Origin of the sequence: Arthrobacter rhombi (assembly GCF_039526245.1) — a bacterium.
Lineage (GTDB): Bacteria > Actinomycetota > Actinomycetes > Actinomycetales > Micrococcaceae > Arthrobacter_H > Arthrobacter_H rhombi.
In genome coordinates this window covers 19,708-36,921 of record NZ_BAAAIV010000001.1, presented here as the reverse complement: position 1 = coordinate 36,921, position 17,214 = coordinate 19,708, and the positions used below count along the sequence as shown (strand labels likewise).

At 66.1% G+C, this 17,214-nt stretch carries 18 protein-coding genes; 8 read left to right on the top strand and 10 right to left on the bottom strand.

From position 1 onward, the window contains the following. Positions 1-15 precede the first annotated feature (15 nt). A complete protein-coding gene (locus ABD088_RS00195) occupies positions 16-1,425 on the top strand; it encodes an aspartate aminotransferase family protein (protein ID WP_343899277.1) in 1,410 nt (469 codons plus the stop codon). 41 nt (positions 1,426-1,466) lie between these two features. Here ABD088_RS00195 and ABD088_RS00190 read toward each other — a convergent pair whose 3' ends face one another. The 7 genes from ABD088_RS00190 to ABD088_RS00160 all read right to left on the bottom strand — a co-directional run bounded on the left by ABD088_RS00190 (position 1,467) and on the right by ABD088_RS00160 (position 8,521). Further along, positions 1,467-2,906, bottom strand: coding sequence for an amidase (locus ABD088_RS00190; protein ID WP_343899275.1), 1,440 nt, complete (start codon positions 2,904-2,906; stop codon positions 1,467-1,469). 85 nt (positions 2,907-2,991) lie between these two features. Further along, positions 2,992-4,044, bottom strand: a complete 1,053-nt coding sequence (locus tag ABD088_RS00185) for a PDR/VanB family oxidoreductase (RefSeq protein ID WP_343899273.1) — start codon at positions 4,042-4,044, stop codon at positions 2,992-2,994. Between the two features lie 43 nt (positions 4,045-4,087). Then, on the bottom strand, positions 4,088-4,897 hold the full coding sequence (locus ABD088_RS00180) for an amino acid ABC transporter ATP-binding protein (protein ID WP_372711011.1): 810 nt from the start codon (positions 4,895-4,897) through the stop codon (positions 4,088-4,090). Further along, a complete protein-coding gene (locus ABD088_RS00175) occupies positions 4,894-5,925 on the bottom strand; it encodes an amino acid ABC transporter permease (RefSeq protein WP_343899271.1) in 1,032 nt (343 codons plus the stop codon). The genes ABD088_RS00180 and ABD088_RS00175 overlap by 4 nt, the downstream gene beginning before the upstream one ends. A gap of 9 nt (positions 5,926-5,934) precedes the next feature. After that, positions 5,935-6,879 (bottom strand): ABC transporter substrate-binding protein, encoded by a 945-nt coding sequence (locus ABD088_RS00170; RefSeq protein WP_343899268.1) that lies wholly within the window; start codon positions 6,877-6,879, stop codon positions 5,935-5,937. Between the two features lie 143 nt (positions 6,880-7,022). After that, positions 7,023-7,469 (bottom strand): hypothetical protein, encoded by a 447-nt coding sequence (locus ABD088_RS00165; protein ID WP_343899266.1) that lies wholly within the window; start codon positions 7,467-7,469, stop codon positions 7,023-7,025. 2 nt (positions 7,470-7,471) lie between these two features. After that, the gene (locus ABD088_RS00160) at positions 7,472-8,521 is read right to left on the bottom strand and encodes a Rieske 2Fe-2S domain-containing protein (protein ID WP_343899265.1); all 1,050 of its coding nucleotides are present in this window, start codon (positions 8,519-8,521) and stop codon (positions 7,472-7,474) included. A 156-nt stretch (positions 8,522-8,677) separates the two neighbouring features. Between ABD088_RS00160 and ABD088_RS00155 the strand changes: the two genes are divergently transcribed. From ABD088_RS00155 to fmdA, 6 genes are all read left to right on the top strand, one after another. Continuing rightward, complete coding sequence (locus ABD088_RS00155; protein ID WP_343899263.1) at positions 8,678-9,331, top strand: GntR family transcriptional regulator; 654 nt, start codon at positions 8,678-8,680, stop codon at positions 9,329-9,331. A gap of 113 nt (positions 9,332-9,444) precedes the next feature. After that, positions 9,445-10,740 (top strand): M20 metallopeptidase family protein, encoded by a 1,296-nt coding sequence (locus ABD088_RS00150; protein WP_343899261.1) that lies wholly within the window; start codon positions 9,445-9,447, stop codon positions 10,738-10,740. A gap of 120 nt (positions 10,741-10,860) precedes the next feature. Next, complete coding sequence (locus tag ABD088_RS00145; protein WP_343899258.1) at positions 10,861-11,508, top strand: MBL fold metallo-hydrolase; 648 nt, start codon at positions 10,861-10,863, stop codon at positions 11,506-11,508. Between the two features lie 263 nt (positions 11,509-11,771). Further along, complete coding sequence (locus ABD088_RS00140; RefSeq protein WP_343899256.1) at positions 11,772-12,404, top strand: AmiS/UreI family transporter; 633 nt, start codon at positions 11,772-11,774, stop codon at positions 12,402-12,404. Between the two features lie 96 nt (positions 12,405-12,500). After that, positions 12,501-12,788: an FmdB family zinc ribbon protein gene (locus ABD088_RS00135; protein WP_343899254.1), complete on the top strand. Its 288-nt coding sequence runs from the start codon at positions 12,501-12,503 to the stop codon at positions 12,786-12,788. 53 nt (positions 12,789-12,841) lie between these two features. Continuing rightward, the gene (gene fmdA / locus ABD088_RS00130; RefSeq protein WP_343899252.1) at positions 12,842-14,101 is read left to right on the top strand and encodes a formamidase; all 1,260 of its coding nucleotides are present in this window, start codon (positions 12,842-12,844) and stop codon (positions 14,099-14,101) included. 133 nt (positions 14,102-14,234) lie between these two features. On the opposite strand, the gene ABD088_RS00125 is transcribed toward fmdA, so the two are convergent. After that, complete coding sequence (locus ABD088_RS00125; RefSeq protein WP_343899251.1) at positions 14,235-14,561, bottom strand: ArsR/SmtB family transcription factor; 327 nt, start codon at positions 14,559-14,561, stop codon at positions 14,235-14,237. A gap of 95 nt (positions 14,562-14,656) precedes the next feature. On the opposite strand from ABD088_RS00125, the gene ABD088_RS00120 reads away from it, so the two are divergent. Beyond that, a complete protein-coding gene (locus tag ABD088_RS00120; protein ID WP_343899463.1) occupies positions 14,657-15,700 on the top strand; it encodes an NAD(P)-dependent alcohol dehydrogenase in 1,044 nt (347 codons plus the stop codon). A 116-nt stretch (positions 15,701-15,816) separates the two neighbouring features. On the opposite strand, the gene ABD088_RS00115 is transcribed toward ABD088_RS00120, so the two are convergent. Together ABD088_RS00115 and ABD088_RS00110 are read right to left on the bottom strand one after the other, a co-directional pair. After that, entirely contained in the window at positions 15,817-16,671 is an 855-nt protein-coding gene (locus ABD088_RS00115) for a hypothetical protein (RefSeq protein WP_343899249.1), read from the bottom strand. Between the two features lie 48 nt (positions 16,672-16,719). After that, a complete protein-coding gene (locus ABD088_RS00110; RefSeq protein ID WP_343899247.1) occupies positions 16,720-17,007 on the bottom strand; it encodes a hypothetical protein in 288 nt (95 codons plus the stop codon). Positions 17,008-17,214: the final 207 nt, after the last annotated feature.

The window sequence follows — 17,214 nt, the reverse complement described above, 5'->3', positions numbered from 1 at the left end:
CGAAAGGATCCCACCATGACCACGCAGGCCGTCAGCGGCGCGAAAAAGAGCAGCACGTCGACGGGGCCCACCGAGGACGAGCTCGCAGCAGGACGCCGGGCGCATGACCTCGACCGTGCCCACGTCTTCCACTCCTGGTCCGCGCAGGACCAGCTGAACCCCATGACCATCACGAAGGCTGCCGGATCCGAGATCTGGGATGGTGACGGGAACCGCCTGATCGATCTGTCCTCCCAACTGGTGAACACCAACATCGGACACCAGCACCCCAGCGTCGTCGGGGCGATCCAGGAGCAGGCGGGCAAGCTGTGCACCATCGCCCCCTCCCACGTGAACGACGCCCGGTCCGAGGCGGCCCGGCTCATCACCGAGCTGGCACCCGGGGACCTGAACCACGTCTTCTTCACCAATGGCGGCGCCGATGCGGTGGAGCATGCCATCCGCATGGCCCGACTGCACACCGGCCGCCGGAAGGTCCTGGCGGCCTACCGCAGCTACCATGGCGGCACCGACCTGGCGGTGAATGTGACCGGGGACCCGCGCAGGTTCGCCAGCGACGATGGCGGTGCCGGCGTCGTGCATTTCATGCCCGCCTACCCCTACCGTTCCTACTTCGGGTCCGCCACGGAGGCCGAGGAGACCGAGCGGGCGCTGCGGCACCTGGAGGACATGATCATGCTCGAGGGCGCCGCGAACATCGCGGCGCTGATCCTCGAATCGATCCCGGGTACCGCGGGCATCTACCTGCCACCGCCCGGCTACCTGCAGGGCGCCCGGGAACTGGCGCGCAAGTACGGGATCATCTACATAGCCGACGAGGTCATGGCCGGGTTCGGGCGCAGCGGCGAATGGTTCGCCGTCAACCACTGGGGCGTGGAACCGGACCTGATGACCTTCGCCAAGGGCGTGAACTCCGGCTACGTCCCCCTGGGCGGCGTGCTGATCTCCGATGCGGTCTTCGACACCTTCCGCAATCGCGCCTATCCCGGAGGCCTCACCTACTCCGGCCACCCGCTGGCCTGCGCCGCCGCCGTCGCCACGATCACCGCGATGCGGGACGAGGGCATGGTGGAGAACGCAGCACGATTGGGCGAGGACATCATCGGCCCGGCCCTGCGGGACATGGCTGGGCGCCACCCCTCCATCGGGGAGGTCCGCGGCACCGGTTGCTTCTGGGCGATCGAGTTGGTCAAAAACCGCGGGACACGCGAGCCACTGGCACCGTATGGCGGTTCGTCGCCGGAGATGAACGCCGTGGTCGCGGCCCTGAAGGCCGGCGGCGTCCTGCCGTTCGCCAACTTCAACCGCATCCACGTGGTCCCGGCGCTGAACATTCCCGACGAGCTGCTCCGGGAGGCACTCGCGATCCTGGACAAGGCACTCGAGGTCGCGGACAAGGCGGTGCAGGAGACGGCGAGGGGCTGAGGCACGGCACGTCGGTGGGCNNNNTCGCCAGGTCCGGGGACCTACAGCGGCGGGAACCTGCCAGCCCAGGGGCGGGCCTGTTCAATCGCGGCACCCACGCGGAAGACCGAATGGTCCTGGTACGGGTGTCCGACGATTTGCACGCCGGTCGGGATGCCGACGTCGGCCAGGCCGCTGGGCACGGCCAGCACCGGGCAGCGGTTGGCGATGTTGAACGGTGCCGTCATGTGGGCCTGCCAATAGTGCTCCAGGTGCACGCCGCCGACGTCGATGCCCTCCAGGTAGTCGCCGTCGGCGACGAGCGCCGGGACCGCGGAAACCGGCGCCAGCAACACGTCGAAGCCCTCCATGGCCGCGGCCAGCTGCGCCTGGACCCGGTGTTCGGCCGTGAGTGCATCGAGCAGGCTGTTGCGCCCGGCCGCGGCGCGGGCGTCCGCCATGAACCGGCGGGTGTAGCTGGCCAGCTGGTCCTCGCTGCCGGCCGTCGCCTCCTCCATGGCAGGACCCAGAAGGTGCCCAAAGTGCGTGAAGATGGTCTCGCCGATCCCCCGGCTGGTCCAGGGCAGCTCGACCTCCTCCACGACGGCGCCGGCCGCGGACAGGGCCGCGGCGACGGCGCGGGTGTTCGCCTCCACGTCGGGGGCGACCGGGTAGTCCCCGAGCCGGAGGCACAGGGCGATCCGCATGCCCTCCACGGGGGCGAACGTGGTGGGAATCGGGGCGGTCTGGCCCACCGTGTTGTGGTCCACCGCATGTGGGCCCGCCATGACATTGGCCAGCAACGCGGTGTCCGCCACCGTCCGGGCCATGGGTCCGTCACCGCGGTACCAGTCCGAGGCCAGCGGACCGAGGCCGGGGATCCTGCCATAGGGCGCCTTGAACCCGACAGTTCCCGTGAACGATGCCGGCAGCCGGGTGGAGCCTGCGATGTCCGAGGCCGTGGCCAGCGGGGTCAAGCCCGACGCCAGCGCCGCCCCCGCTCCCCCGGAGGATCCCCCGGGCGAGTAGTCGGTGTTCCACGGATTGCGGGTGATGCCCCACATGGGGCTGTGCGTGACGGTGGCGCAGCTGAATTCGGGCGACGTGGTCCGGGCGTGGATGATGCCGCCGGCGGACAGGATCCGTTCGACGACGGGGTGGTGCGCGGCGGCCCGGACCCCGGACTGTGCCATGAGGCCCTGGCTGAGGCTGCGTCCGGCGATCGCGTGCTTTTCCTTCGTGGCGACAGGCAAGCCCAGCAGGGCACTGTCGGCCGCGGAAGCCGGAGCCGGGTCGACGCGCTGATTGCCCAGGTAGCGCGCCTCGGCGGTGCGCGCGGCTGCGAGGGCGTCATCGAACATCGTCTCGGTGAGCGCGTTGATGTCCTGGTTGGTTGCCGAGGTGCGGTCGATCACCGCCTCCATCAATTCGACCGGGGAGAGCTCACGCGAGCGGAACAGGGCCAGCGCCTCGGTCGCGCCGAGGTAGTGCAGCTTGGTCATCGTCGTGCCGCCCGGAATCTCCCCGGCCGGCCACATCCGGGCGGGGAATCGTCCACGTGTACCCACTGCATCAGCAACTCCTGGACTAGATGTCGAGTCTCAGGCGGCAACCACCGCAAGCCCGCGACACACAGATCATCATGGTCTCCGAGGCCGCCTTCTCGTCCTCGGACAACAGGCTATCCCGATGATCCACGTCGCCGGAGATCACCCCGGTCTCGCAGGTCCCGCAAATTCCCTCGCGACATGAATTCAGCGGTGCATAGCCGTGGTCCTCCAGGGTCTGCAGGATGCTCTGGTCCACCGGGATCTCAAGAGTTGCTCCGTCGTTCAGTTCCACTACGAAGGCGTCCGATTCCGGTGAGGTGTCCCCGCTGGCCGTGCCGTCAGCGGAGGGATCGCCGGCGATGTCGGCCTGAGGCCCACCTGCCTGGTCTGCGACGAAACGTTCGACGCGCAGCAGTTCCGGCGCAGGCCAATTCTCCGCGGCGGCGAGCAGCACGCCAAGCAGGCCACCCGGGCCGCAGGCATATGCCACCATGCCGGGCGCGGGCACTTCCAGATGCCCGGAGAGGTCGAAGCGCCCGTCCACGTCATCGGCATGGATGCGTACCTTTTCGCCGAACTCCAACAGTTCGTCCAGGAACGCCATCGACGTCCTGCTGCGGCCCAGGTAGTCCAGCGTCCAGGGGACGCCGCCCGCCTCGGCCTCCCGCACCATGGCCAGGATGGGGGTGATACCGATGCCGCCGGCGAGGAACCGATAGGAACGCGCCGGGGCGAGCGCGAAGTTGTTGCGCGGTCCCCGGACGCCGATCACCGCGCCCGGCCGCAATGAGGTGTGGACGAAATTGGATCCCCCGCGTGAGGCGGGTTCGCGCAGCACTGCAACCCGCCAGGGCTGGCCGGGCCGGGAGCACAGGGAGTACTGGCGCACCAGGCCCGGTGCCAAGACGATGTCGAGGTGGGCTCCCGGCTGCCACTCCGGAAGCGTTCCGCCAGGGATAGGTTCGATCTCGAGCGACAGCACCCCCTCGGCTTCGAGCCGCATCGTCCGCACGATGGCATTCGTGACGGGCCCAGGAGCCGTACGGCCTGTCGCCGGGGCCGGAACGGGTTTCTGATCGGTGATGGTCATGTGGTTGTTGCCTTTCTGTCGTGGCTTGGGGCCGGTTGCGGTCCTAATGCCCGACGGATGAGACGAACGCCCGCGTACGGTCGTGGACGGGGTGGTCGATGACCTGGGTGGGATGGCCCTCTTCGACGATGTGCCCGTCTGCCATGAAGACCACACGGTCGGCTACTTCGCGGGCGAAGCCCAGTTCGTGGGTCACCACGACCATCGTCATGCCGGAAGCGGCGAGGTCCTTCATGACCTTGAGGACCTCGCCCACCAGCTCCGGATCCAAGGCGCTGGTCGGTTCATCGAAGAGCATCACCTTGGGTTCCATGCATAGTGCACGAGCTATGGCCACACGTTGCTGCTGCCCGCCGGAGAGCTGGCGGGGATATGCCGTTTCCTTCTCAGACAGACCCACCTTGGCCAGGAGGGCGCGTGCCCGTTGCGTCGCAGTCCCCTTGGATTCCCTCTTGACCTGGCGGGGAGCCTCGATCAGGTTTTCCAGGACATTCATATGTGGGAACAGATTGAAGTGCTGGAAGACCATGCCGATGTCGGTTCGCTGGCGGCAGATGTCGCGGGGGGATTGCTCGTGGAGCTTTGTCCCACGGAGGTTGTAGCCGATCACGTTGCCGTCTACGCGCATCCGGCCCCCGTCGACCGTTTCGAGGTGGTTGATGCACCGGAGCAGCGTGCTCTTGCCCGAGCCGGAGGGCCCGATGAGGCAGATGACCTCGCCCGGTGCAACGGTCAGGTCGATGCCTTGCAGCACTTGCAGGGGACCGAACGATTTGTGAATGCCTCGTGCCTCGATCATGGGTGCGGCGTTGCCCCGGGATACCGCCGGCTGCTGCACTGCTGCGGCACTCATTTTTTCTCCTTGAGGTGCGTGGATTCGGCCGGGACTGGAGCCGGGGCGTGGATGCTGAAGTACCGTCGCAGGCTTTGCCACGGTGTCGGTGGGAGCTGCCGGGAGTTGCCTCGTGCGAAGCGCCGCTCCAGGTAGTACTGTCCGATGGACAAGACGGTCGTCGCGAGCAGGTACCAGAGGCTGGCGACAATCAGCAGTGGAATGGTCTCGAAGTTGCGCGCATAGATGATCTGCGAGCTGTAGAGGATGTCCGGGACGGAGATCACGGAAACCAGCGAAGTGGTCTTGAGCATGCCGATGGTCTCGTTGCCGGTCGGCGGGATGATCACCTTCATGGCTTGTGGCAGCACGATCCTCCACATCGCCTTGAGCTTGGTGATGCCCAGCGCCTCGGCGGCTTCCGTCTGGCCGGAATCAACGGAGATGATGCCGGCCCGGACGATCTCGGACATGTAGGCTGCCTGGTTCAGGCCCAGGCCCAGGATGGCTGCCGCCATGGGACTGATCAGCGCGTTCGCGTCCAGCGCTACACCGGGGATACCCAACGTGATCACCGGGTACAAGGCGGCAAGGTTGAACCAGAACAACAGCTGCACGAGGACCGGCGTCCCCCGGAAGAAGTAGATGTAGAACCCCGCCGCGGACTTCACGACGAGATTGGAACTGAGCCTCATGACCGCCAGCAGGACGCCCAACACGATGCCGATGACCATGCTGATCACGGTCAGTTCCAGGGTGACCAGCAGACCCTGGCCGATCGAAAAGTCGCGGATATAGGTGGCCACCACGTCCCAGCCGAAGTTGGGATTGGTCATGACCGAACGCAGCACGAGAGCCGCGAGGAAGAGCACGATGGCTGCCGCCACCCATTGCCACGGATGGCGTGCCCTGACGACCTGCAGGCCGTCGTCATGTCCGCCGCCCCCAGCCTCCTGCGGGCCGACGGTGCCCGTCCGTCGGACCGCGGTGGCCGAAGCCGCGGATTCGGGCTCAGCAGTGGACGTGAATTTCCCGGTTTCCATGCTCATGACGATCGTCTACTTGCTGTACTTCGCGAAGTCGGCGGCATCGATTTGGGTCCGAGTGGGGACCTTCCAATCGGCGTAGACCTTGCCGTAGGCCTCCGAGTCCAAGAGGTCCTCCATGGCCTTATCCAGCGCCTTGGTCAGCTGCGAATTCTTCTTGACGGCCAGGCCGACACCGGCGCGCTGGTAGTCCATATCGCCGGCAACCTCGAACTTGCCCCCGGATTCCTCCCCTTGGAAGGCCAGTGACACGGAATCGGAGAGTATCGCGTCGACACGACCGGAAATCAGGGCAAGATTGGCGTCCGACTGCCCGGGGAACGTCTGGATGTCGATGGCCGGCTCGCCGGCCGCGACGCAGTCCTTCGAGAATTTCGGCCCCTGGGTCAGGGCCTGGGTGGAGCCTTTTTGCGCGGCGATCCGTTGCCCGCACAGGCTCTTGTCCGTCAGCGAGAGGTTCTTCGGGTTCCCGGTTGCCACGCCGATCGCCGTTCCCCCGGCCATGTAGGGGACGAAGTCGACCGCTTTCTTCCGGTCGGCGGTGATCGAAAAGGAGGAAACCCCGACGTCGTACTTGCCCGAAGTGAGGCCGGGAAGGATCGTGTCGAAGGTCGCCGCGGTGTGCTCGGCCTTCAGCCCCAGGCTGTGCGCCACGAGGTCGGTGAGGTCGATGTCGAATCCGATGAGGGTCTTGTTGTCCGTGTCCATGTACTCGAAGGGCGGGTAGGTCGGGTCGGAGGCGAAAACGAGCGTGCCCGAATTACGGATCGATTCGGGCAACAGCGCCCTAGCCTCCTCGTTGACGGGCACGGCGTCGCCCACGTCGGATGCCCCGGCCTGCTGGCTTCCGGTGTCGGAGGTGGTCTCGGCGGAGGCATTGGTGCAGGCCGCTAGACCCAGGGCGCTGGCGAGGAGGAGGGGAATGACTGCGGCAGAGCGGCGATTCATGGAGAACATGATGACCTTTCACGGTTCGGCGGTGCTTGGAGGGAGGTGGTGCCGTGGTGCTGGTTCAGTCGCGATGGTGCTGCGTTGTGCTGCTGTTGGTCGGGTCGGGGTGGAGACCGGTGGTGGGATCACTCCGCCGGAAACGGAGGATTTCAGGGCACCCAGCGCAGGGCGCGTGGCCCCGTGGGCGTCAATTGGAAGACCGTGGCCTCGGAATCTCCACCGTCGAGGGAGATGCGGACTTCTTCGTCGTCTTCGCCTTCCAGAACGAAGACGTCTCCCGGGCGGATCCAGCGCTCCCAAGGTCCTCCTACGGAGGCAACGAGGGCCTGACCGTCGAGGACCGTGACGACCACGACCTGGCCGGACGATCGGTGGACGGTCCGGCTCTCATCACCGGAGAGTTGCGTGTTTTCGGCCCCCAGGAAAGCTTCGTCGGTTTCCACGACGGCGACCGGTCCGGTCTCTTCGTCGCGCAATCCCACGGTCCAGCGCCAGGGGTCACCACGTTCTCCGGTATCGGGACAGGCAGCGAGTACCCGGCGGTCTCCTGCGGAGTCGTCCTTTCCCAGGGCATTGGCCCGAACGAGCATCCACATGGTTATCGCGCCCCTGCCGTGACGGAGGCGGGGGCCTTTTCGGATGTGGCCTTGGCCTCGGCGCGCAGCAGGGCGGCCAGGATCCGGCGCGCCTTGGCGACGCCGCCGTCCTGGGCGATCAGGACATCGAACTCCCCAGCGGGGCGGGTCTGCATCCCCTGCTCCTGGGCTTCCAGGGCGTCGGCATCTTCCTGGAGGACCGTGGCCAACCCGCCCTTGAGCTGTTCGGTCGCCTCGGTGTTCTCGACGGCGAAGTTGCGGCTGAACGCGTAGTAGTACCAGGAATTGTGCTCGTCGATGGGGGTAATGCCGTTCAGCACCTTGATGAGGTAGCCCTCCTCGCGTGGCTGCCCTTCCCCCGTAATCCCCGAGTGAAGGACATGCAGGTTCGGGACAAAGAACTCGGTGCAGTGGAAGCGATCATAGTTCCCGCTGATGCCCATGGTCTCCGCGTACAGCGGAGGCGCCTCCACGGACGGCATCAGGCGATCGACGTTGACCACATTGCCCTCGACCTCGACGGTGATGCCGTGCTCGTAGATGTAGTCGTCACCGACGGTGGTCTTGTGCAGGAAGGACTCGTGGGTCAAATCCAGCAGGTTGTCATGGATCAGCTCTGCCCGGCACTTGAAGTGCACGGAGTGCGTGACGGTCGCCCAGCCGGGATCGACCATCCAGTGTGTGTCCGGGATGTCCGCCGGGTCGGCATCCTCGGGGGCACCCATCCAGATCCACACCCAGCCGTCCTTTTCGTGGAGCGGGTAGGACGCAACTCGTGCCCTCTCGGGAATGGTGCTCTGTGCCGGGACCTTGGTGCACGCCCCATCCGCACCGTAGGTGAAGCCGTGGTAGCCGCATTCGATGGAGTCGCCGATCGTGCGCCCTGCCGAGAGCGGGAAGGCACGGTGGGCACACCGGTCGACGAGAGCAACCGGCTTGTCCCGGCTGGTTCGGAAGAGCACGACGGGCTGCTCACAGATGACGCGACGGACGGGTTGGCGGGTGACTTCCGTGCTCCAGGCCGCCACGTACCAGGTGTTCAGAACGTACATTTCATTCCCTTCTCGAATGTGTATACACTGTATTCAGAGCTTCGTTGTGATGTCAATCACCACTTTGGAGTGAGGGAAGACAACGATGGCCGAGAATGGGACCAGCGCCCGGCAACCGCCGGGAGAGCTCGATCGCCAGGAGTGAGGAATGCGGAGATGAGCGAAGCAGGACCGGGCCAGCCCCTGGCCGCCCAGGTGTACGAGGCAGTCAGTGATGACATCGTCGCAGGACGCCTGGCCCCGGGGACCCCGTTGGGCCAGGTGCAGCTGGCCGCGCGATTTGACGTGTCGCGTACCCCCGTTCGCGACGCACTCACCCAACTCACCACTGATGGCCTAGTTCGCCTGGTTCCGGCCAAGGGCTATTTCGTCAACGATCTCTCGCGCAACGACGTCAGCGACGTCTTCGCGGTGCGCTTTGCCTTGGAATCACTTGCCTTCCGTGAAGCATTCGGTCACCACACCCCACGCCAACTGCACCACCTGAAGATGCTCGCCTCCGAAACCCTGCTGGCCAGCTCCGACGACGGCACCGAAGTTTTCGACATTTCCCTGCAGTACCACCGCGCACTCATGGAACCCTGCGGAAACCCCTACCTGCTGGAGGTGCTCTCCGACGTCTGGTCACATCCGATCCAACGTCGCATCACCCTGACGTACCGTCCCGGCCCCGAGCACATCCAGCGCATCGCCGGAGACCACGCAGCCATCGTCCGGCACCTGGAGGAGGGCAACCTCGAAGCAGGACTCAAGGTGCTCCAGGACTGCCACAACCCCGATGACCACAGGGGAGCGCCGTTGGCGATCTAGCAGTACGCCGCTTCTGATGCCTGGCGTTGGCCGAAGTGGTCGCACATTTGCAGGCCAACGCCCCACCACCACACGACTGTCCACGTCAACCACCTCGGAACAAGGGAGTTTCCATGAACGACGCACCAACCATCAACGCTGGCGCGAATAGCCCGGGTCCGGCAACACCAGCACCTGCCGCCGACGCGGCCCTTGACACGCCGGCGCTCTCCGGCCTGGCCACCGGCGCCACGGCATTGGCGCCGGAACTTGTCGAACTGCGCCGGGAGATCCACAGGCAGCCCGAGCTCGGCCTGGACCTCCCCCTGACGCAGGCTTCGATCCTGCGCCGCCTGCAGGACCTGGACGGCCTGGAAATCACCACCGGCTCGCGCCAGAGTTCGGTCACCGCCGTGCTGCGCGGCAGGGCACCCTACGACGGCGAGCGGCCGGTTATCCTCTTGCGCGGGGACATGGATGCACTGCCCGTGCTGGAGGAGACCGGCCTGGACTTCTCGTCCGCCGTCACTGGCCACATGCATGCCTGCGGCCATGACCTGCACGTCGCCGGACTATACGGCGCAGCGCGGCTGCTCCACGACCGTCGCGACGACCTGGTCGCCGACGTCGTCTTCATGTTCCAGCCCGGCGAAGAGGCATACCACGGCGCCCGATACATGGTCGAGGACGGCGTCCTCCAAGCAGCAGGCCGGCGCGTGGACAGCGCCTATGGCCTCCACGTTTTCTCTGCGACCTACGAGTCGGGGGTCTTCTACTCCCGCCCCGGCCCCCTGATGGCCGGCTGCGAGGAGTTCTTCGTGACGGTACACGGCGCCGGCGGACATGGCTCACTCCCCCACTTGGGCAAGGATCCCGTTCCGGTGGCTGCCGAAATCATCGTGGCACTCCAGACGCTGGTCACCCGCGGCTACAACGTGTTCGACCCGGTCGTCGCCACCGTCGGCCGGCTCGAAGCGGGCACGGCGGGGAACATCATCCCCGACGCCGCAACCTTCGACATCAGCCTCCGGCTGTTCTCCCCGGAAAACAAGAAAAAGCTGCTCGTCGATGTTGCGCGGCTGGTGGAGGGCATCGCCTCGGCACACGGGTTGACTGCCAGTTACACCTTGGCCCCGGATTATCCGGTCACCATCAACGACGACGTGGAGCATCGATTCGCCCAGGACACCGTCCAAGCCCTGCTAGGGGATGAATCCTTCCGCGAACTGGAATTCCCGATGCCCGGATCGGAGGACTTCTCGCACGTCCTCAACGAGGTCCCGGGTGCCTTCCTGGTGCTCGGCGCGAGGATCGGCAATTCCCAGGAGACCAACCATTCGCCGCGAGCCGACTTCGACGAATCGGTGCTCCCGAAGGCCGCGGCGGTTCTCGCCGGGCTCGCGCTGGCCAGGCCAGGCTGGAGTTGCTGAACGGCCTGTGCCTGCCATGACGTCTTCAGGGGAACGCCGAAAGGTGAGGTTGACCGGTGCCCGCGCGCCCGGCCGCTCCACCTCTTGACAGCGAATCGCCGTCGTCGCCTACTTGATCCCATGGAGACGCCCGGGCCGATCACCGTCACCCCCGTCCACGTCGGCGACCTACTGGTCGCCGAGGGCGAGCTGATGCCCGTCTACGTGCACGTCATCGACCACCCCGACGGACGCGTGCTCGTCGACACCGGCATGACCGAGCTCCATCCCGCGGTTGCCGACATGGACCCCCGTCTGCGGCCACTGGACCAGCAGGATGTCGACCTCGCGGGCATCGACCTCGTCGTCAACACGCACCTGCACTTCGATCATTGTGGCGGCAACCACCTCTTCGCCGGCCGTCCGATCCATGTCCAACGCTGGGAGCTCGAGGACGCGCGGACCCAGGTCGACTACACCATCCGCGCATGTGTCGATGCCCCCGGAGTGGAGTACGTTCCCGTCGAGGGCGAGCTCGAGCTGCTGCTGGGCATCCGCCTGCTGCCGGCGCCCGGCCATACCCGCGGATCGCAGATCGTGGTCATCGGGACCGGGTCGCATCCCACGGTCATTGGCGGCGACACCGCCGTGTGGTTCGGCGAACTCGATGATCCCCGGACCGAGGGCCAACGGCTGATCCGTTCCCTGGATCCCGCACGGGTATGGCTCGCCCATGCGCGCGACCCCTGGGAAGGCGGGATGCGGGACGAGCCCACCTCTAACGCCTGAGGACCAACGCGGATCCAGGTGAGCCGCCCACACCCGCCGGTCAACACGGAGAGAAGGGAACGACGGCGATGCTCGTCATGCGCGCGGAAATCCGGGATTACCTTGTACCCCCGGTCTCCGTGCGGGAACGTCCGAGCCGCCCTTGACCTTCCCGGAGGGCTACCCTAGATTGAGAGCTAGATCACATTTTTACAGAGTTTTTAAGACGATTCTTGTCAATTTCCGAGTTCTTCGCCTAGGTCTGCCTCCGGAGCGTGATAGTCGTGACAAACGTCGGCCTGCTGTACGTCGGTGCAGTGCTGTTCATCAATGGATTGATGCTCATCGGACTCGTGCCGGGCAAGTCGGCGGCCATCCTGAACTTCTTCGTGGGAGCCATGCAGGTCGTCTTCCCGACGATCGTGATCCTGCAAGCTGCCGGCGACATCCCCACGATCCTCGGTGCATCCGGGCTCTACCTTTTCGGGTTCACCTACCTCTACGTCGGTTTCAACCAGGTCTTCGGCCTACCCGGGGAGGGACTGGGCTGGTTCTCGCTTTTCGTCGCCATCTGCGCCGTCGTCTTCGCCTTCCTGCAGTTCACCACCGTCGGCGATCCGGTCTTCGGGGTGCTGTGGCTGCTGTGGGCCATCCTCTGGTTCTTCTTCTTCCTCCTCCTGGGCCTGAACATGGAGCACCTGACGATCTTCACCGGCTGGTTCACCGCCATCGTCGCCCACGTCACCGGCACCATTCCCGCACTTTTCCTCTTGACCGGAAAGTTCGAACCCACTGCCGGAGCCGCATGGTGGGCGGCAGCAGGTGGCGTGGTCTCCGTCCTGGTCGCCATCGTCATGGCCCAGCGTGCCCGCCGGACCGCCGCGGCACCGGACGCCACCGCGGAGGTGGTCGCCTGAGTAGCGCCACCACCGGGCCGCCCGCCACCCAGGCTCCCTGACCTGCGGCCCGATTTCTTCCCGAGGGAGCCGCACCGCGATGAACCAGGAGCAACTGTGCCCCTCTACGAATTCCGCTGCCCCGATGGCGACGTCTTCGAGCAGTCCCACCCCATGGACCGACGGCCCGATGAGGCCTCCTGCCCCACCTGCGGACAATCATCCCGTCGCCGCATGCCCAGCCCCCGCCTCTCCATCGCCGGCGGCTCGGCCTATGGGCTGATCGACGCCACGCGCCGCAGCGCGCACGAACCAGAAGTTGTTTCCACCCTGCCCACTGCTCCACGCCGCCGCGGCGCCGGCTACACGACCAATCCGCTGCACCAGAAACTCCCGCGCTCCTGAATCGGCGCGGACCGCCCGGTCCCTGGATCGGACTCACAGATAGGGAAGATGACATGCCTGAAGTGCTCTTTTCGCTCGATTCGAACAAGAAGTTCAAGGACCAGGAAAAACTGGGGCACAACCGGTGGCACCCCGAGATCCCCCCGGTAGCCACCGTCAAACCCGGCGACGTGTTCCGCGTCGATTGCCGGGAGTGGTTCGACGGCGCCATCGTCAACGACGACTCGGCCCAGGACATCCTCGATGCACCGCTGCTGACCGTCCACACCCTCAGTGGCCCCTTCGCGGTCGAGGGCGCCAAGCCAGGCGACCTGCTGATTGTCGACATCCTGGACGTCGGACCGATCCCGCAAGAGGACTCCGGTCCCTTGGCCGGCCAGGGATGGGGCTACACGGGGATCTTCTCCAAGAACAACGGCGGCAGTTTCCTCGTCGACCAGTTTCCCGACGCCTACAAGGCCGTGTGGGACTTCCAGGGCCAGGTGGCGACCTCGCGGCACGTCCCGGAGGTCTCCTTCGAGGGACTGATCCACCCGGGCCTGATGGGCACGGCACCGTCGGCGGACCTGCTCGCCAAGTGGAACAAGCGCGAGGGCGACCTCATCGCCACGGACCCGAACCGCGTCCCGCCACTGGCACTACCGCCGGAGGCAGAACATGCGGTGCTGGGCGGCCTGCCCCGCGACCAGTGGGGCAGGGTCGGCGGCGAGGCGGCGCGCACCGCTCCCCCGCGCGAGAACGGTGGCAACCAGGACATCAAGAACCTGTCCAAGGGAACCCGCGTCTTCTACCCGGTGTTCGTCGACGGGGCCAACCTCTCGGTGGGCGACCTTCACTTCTCCCAGGGCGATGGCGAGATCACCTTCTGTGGCGGCATCGAAATGGGCGGCTTCATCGATCTGCGGGTCGACCTGATCCGCGGTGGCATGGAAACCTACGGCGTCAGCGAGAACGCCATCTTCATGCCCGGCCGGGTCGAACCCCAGTTCAGTGAGTGGCTGGCCTTCTCGGGCACCTCGGTGACCCTCGACGGCGAGCAGCGCTACCTGGATTCGCACCTGTCCTACCAGCGCGCCTGCCTGCACGCCATCGACTACCTGGCCAAGTTCGGCTACGCCCCGGAGCAGGCCTACCTGCTCCTCGGTGCGGCGCCCGTGGAAGGACGGCTCTCCGGGGTGGTCGACATCCCGAACTCGTGTTCGACGATCTACCTGCCAACCGCGATGTTCAACTTCGACATCCGGCCATCGGCGGATGGCCCGCACCAGATCGACGCCGGCATCGGAGCACCCCGGGCGGCCAACAACGGCTGACCCGGGACACACGCCGGGCGTCCTGGGGAACGCCCGCCGGCCGGACGGCGCAGCCTTGCGCCGTCCGGCTGTACGTGCGGAGGAACCGGTCGCGCACCTGGCGAAACAAGCCGTTTCGCGGCGACACCTTCCATCACGAACTGGACGGCGCCTCGGCCCCGACGATCGCGGCCAGCAGGCCGGGGAAGCGCTCCTCGAGGCATGAGCTCCGCAGGGTGTTCAGGATCGCGGTGCCCTGGTAGCGCTGTTCGATGATTCCTGCCAGGCGCAATACGCGGAAATGGTGGGTGGCCGTGGATCGGCTGACGGGCAGCTCGAAGGCGATGCAGGCCTGGTCGTGGCAGCCGTTCGCCAGCTGCACCACGATCCGCCGGCGCATCGGATCGGCCAACGCCGAGAGCACTGCGTCCAGGTTCAGCTCCACGACGTCGGGGTGCTCCAGGGTGCGGGGGGTGCTCATCAATCCATCTTCGGTCAGGGGGTGGAATTCGCTACGACGATGATCATCGTACTACGATGGTTCTCGCACTTCAGTCCCCCACCTCGAAGGACATCATGCAGACCGTCAACGCCTACGCAGCACCCGCGGCCGGGGAACCCCTGGTCCCCACCACCATCGAGCGCCGCGACGTCGGCCCGAACGACGTGCTGATCGACATCAAGTACGCCGGCATCTGCCACTCCGACATCCACACCGTCCGCGGCGACTGGGGCGACCAGCAGTACCCGCTGGCCCCCGGACACGAGATCGTCGGCCTCGTCGCCGAGGTCGGCTCCGAGGTCACCACCCACCAGGTCGGCGACCGCGTCGGCGTCGGCTGCATGGTCAACTCCTGCGGCGAATGCGCCAACTGCCAGCGCGGCGAGGAGCAGTACTGCACGCAGGGCAACATCGGCACCTACGGCGCGGTGGACCGCGACGGCACGATCACCCAGGGTGGCTACTCCACGGCAGTGGTCGTCGACGCCGACTTCGTGCTCTCCGTCCCGGAAGCGCTGGACTTCGCCTCCGCCGCCCCGCTGCTCTGCGCGGGCATCACCACCTACTCCCCGCTGCGCCACTGGAACATCGGCCCCGGATCCCGCGTCGCCGTCGTCGGCATGGGCGGCCTGGGCCACATGGGCGTGCAGATCGCCCACGCCCTGGGCGCCGAGGTCACGGTCCTCTCGCAGACGCTCTCCAAGCAGGAGGACGGCAAGCGCTTCGGCGCGGACCACTACTTCGCCACCAGCGACCCGGAGACGTTCACGCAGCTGGCCAGCTCGTTCGACTTCATCCTGAACACGGTCAGCGCGGAGATCGACCTCAACGCCTACCTCTCCCTGTTGGACGTGGACGGCACCATGGTCAACGTCGGCGCCCCGGCGGCCCCGCTGCCCGTGGCAGTGTTCTCGCTGATCCCGAAGCGCCGCTCCTTTGCCGGTTCGGCCATCGGCGGCATCCGCGAAACCCAGGAGATGCTCGACTTCTGCGCCGAGCACGGCATCGCCCCGGCCACCGAGCTCATCGGCGCCGATCAGATCAACGACGCCTACGAGCGCGTGCTCGCCTCGAAGGTCCGCTACCGCTTCGTCATCGACACCTCGACGCTCGGCTAACGACACAGGAGCACTGAGTACGACGGCGGCGCACACGTTGCGCCGCCGTTGGTCGTTCACGGGGCCTCGCCCGGGGACTGCGCGGGCACGACGGTTGCACACACTACCCCGCCTTGTCAGGGCGATCCCGGGTCAGTCCGGACCATTCCCCATTCCGGTGTCACCAGTAACCGCATGCTGCGACAGCCGTGCTGCTGGACCACCACGTCGGCGCCGCTCTCGGTGGCGTCGAGGAACAGTACCGCCAGCGGTTCGGAGACGACGCAGCTCTCACCCAGGTCTGGCTGCAAGAGTCGCTGCCCGGATTCCGTGAGCGTCATCATCCGGACCGGGGGCTCACCGACCACCGCCGGGCTGGCCAACGACTTCAACGCGGCGGCCGGTGGATTCGCAGCCCAGATGAACAGCAATAGCCCAGCGGCGGCGACCACGGACCCCGCGCCCACCATCCAGGCCGCTTTACGCCAGGTTCGGGCCAACTTGTAGTACGACCCGACCTGCAGGACCTTCTGCACGATGTCGGAAACATATCGCGCTTGGATGTCGGCGCTTTCCGACAGTTTCTTTGACGTCGTGCTTCCTTCCTTCAGGTTTTTCTGGACGGCTAACTGACGCGCTCCAACGGCTTCGATGTACTCCTTGCGCAGTGCTTCAACATCAGTCCGCCCTTCCAACAGCGCTGGGTCGTCAAACTCAGGCCGTCCATTCTTCAAGATGGAAAGCCGCACCGGTTTAGTGGTTGCCGTCCACACCGCGCCAGCCAATATGAGAATCGTCCCTGCGGCGGCCAGTCCTCCGCCCCATGCAGCCTGCGTGAAACGCGGCGACCCCGGCATGAGCGAACCGATACTGCTGAACTGGGTTCCGGCGATGAGTATCCCGCCCAGGGCAGCGAGGCTGACAGTCAGCCATTTTGCCGTCTCCCGAATACGGTCTCCTGCGACCACCAGCGGGGGTTTTTCGCTGTCCATTACCTCGTCACCGCCCGCCGCCCACAGGAAGGGGCCATGCTGAGCCGACTACGCGTTTTCTGGTTCATCGCGTGCCCCGGCTTCCCACGCCGGTTCGATCGCCACCGCGTTCAGAGGCGACGGAAGTTTCGTGGGTACGTAGAAATTCGAAGACCCGTTGACCGTCTCCGCAGCTTCCTCGTCGGGCTCGATGTCGACTTCATCGTTCATCAGGACTCGTGGAACACCCGGTGCTGTTCCCGGCGGATCCCCCGAATACACGTCGATCGTCACGTCATCGTGAGTAAATTGCAGGTGCTTCCGCCCTGCCATGTAGACCTCGATGAACTTTGCCATGGCCCGTCTCCCCTCGGATACCAAACCAGCACCACCCGATGGGTGCCGAAGACACGCAGGGACGGGGCTGTTCCCACAGTATGCATGCGGCGGATGCCTTTGACCATGGAGCCGGTGCCATGAAGATCCTCAGCCAACACCTCAGGGTGGTCTCCGAGGTTGCCGCGGACCTCTCCAGCTAGGAACGCGGAGCGCTCCTTCCCCAGC